A 1391-nucleotide genomic window follows, 5' to 3' on the forward strand; every position below is an offset into this window, starting at 1 on the left:
ACCCGGCCCCGGGCCCGGGGACGTGGGCCGGCGGCCGGGGCCCGGCCGCGGGGACGTGCTCCCCGGTCACGGTGGGAGGGCCGCCCGCCGGTCCGCGGGCGCCGCCGGGCCGGGGCCCGGCGGCGCCCCGGCCTCAGGAGACGGCCTGCTGCCAGAGGGTGTAGGCGATGCCGTCGGCCGCGCGGTTCAGGCCGGTGGTGTTGACGTTGGTGAGGGTGTCGCAGGACCGGTGGTAGCACGGGTCGTAGGCGGAGCCGGCCGTGCCGCCCCACTTGGCGGCCTGTGCCGACGTCTTGCGGGCGCTGGCGCCCATCGCGTAGCCGGAGGTGGGGATGCCGGCCTGCTGGAAGGGGTAGTCGTCGCTGCGCCCGGCGCCCTCGGTGTTCTCCTCGGGCCGCAGGCCCAGCGAGTCCCAGTACGCCTTCATCGGCGCGGCGGCCGACGTGGTGATGCGGTTGATGAAGTAGCCGCCGTTGGTCGAGGAGATCATGTCGAAGTTGTAGTACGCCCGGATCCTGGAACGCTGGGTGGAGGACAGCGAACGGACGTAGAACTCCGAGCCGTTGAGGCCCTGTTCCTCGTCGGTCCACCAGGCGAAGCGGACCCGGTTGCGCATGGCCGGGTTCTGCTGGGCCAGGGTCAGGGCGTTCTCCAGGAGCGCGGCCGAGCCGGAGCCGTTGTCGTTCATGCCGGGGCCCGCCGAGACGCCGTCGAGGTGGGCGCCGAACATGTACACGTTGTTCGCGTCGCCCTGCGGCCACTCGGCGATCAGGTTGGGGCCCGCCCCGCTGGTGCAGCCGGAGGTGCAGGGCTGCTCGGTGACGGTGTAGCCGGCCGCCTGCAGCCTGCCCTTCACGTAGGCGACCGAGTCGCGGTACCCCTGGGTGGTGGAGCGGCGGTTGCCGCCGTTGCGGGAGGCGATGGCGCTGAGTTCGCTCAGGTGGGCCCGCACCTTCGTCACGTCGACGTCGGGCGCGGCGAGCGCGTCCACCGCGGGGGCCGACCGGCCCGTGTCCGCGGGAGCGGCGGCCGCGGCGGGGAGGGTTCCGCAGCCGAGCACGACGGCGAGGGAGAAGCTCGCCACGGCGAATCGTCGTCTCACACTGTCTCCTTCGGGAAGTGGCCGTGGGGTGGGCCACTGGGAGTCCGACACGACGTGTGCATGTCAGATTGGCGAGAAGAATCACAGCGGAGGTCGAGGGAGTCAACGGAAACGGGGGCCGCGGAGGCAGGTTGTCCAAAAAGGGAACACGACGTCCGCTATCCGGGCGCGCGGAACCGTGCGGCAGCCCTCACGGGCGTTCCGGGAGCGGGGCCGAAGGGGGCCGGGGTGCGGCCCCGGAGGCGGGGAGGGGCCGCCCGGAGGGAAGGGGCGGCGGTGGAGCGAGGGG

Annotated in this window: 1 protein-coding gene; it reads right to left on the bottom strand. The window is 73.4% G+C overall.

Annotated features, from left to right (window positions below; all coding sequences use genetic code 11):
• Positions 1–133: 133 nt before the first annotated feature.
• A complete protein-coding gene (locus AOK18_RS24125) occupies positions 134–1102 on the bottom strand; it encodes a M28 family metallopeptidase (RefSeq protein WP_095534105.1) in 969 nt (322 codons plus the stop codon).
• Positions 1103–1391 lie beyond the last annotated feature (289 nt).

Origin of the sequence: Streptomyces prasinopilosus, assembly GCF_001419695.1 — a bacterium.
GTDB lineage: Bacteria > Actinomycetota > Actinomycetes > Streptomycetales > Streptomycetaceae > Streptomyces > Streptomyces prasinopilosus.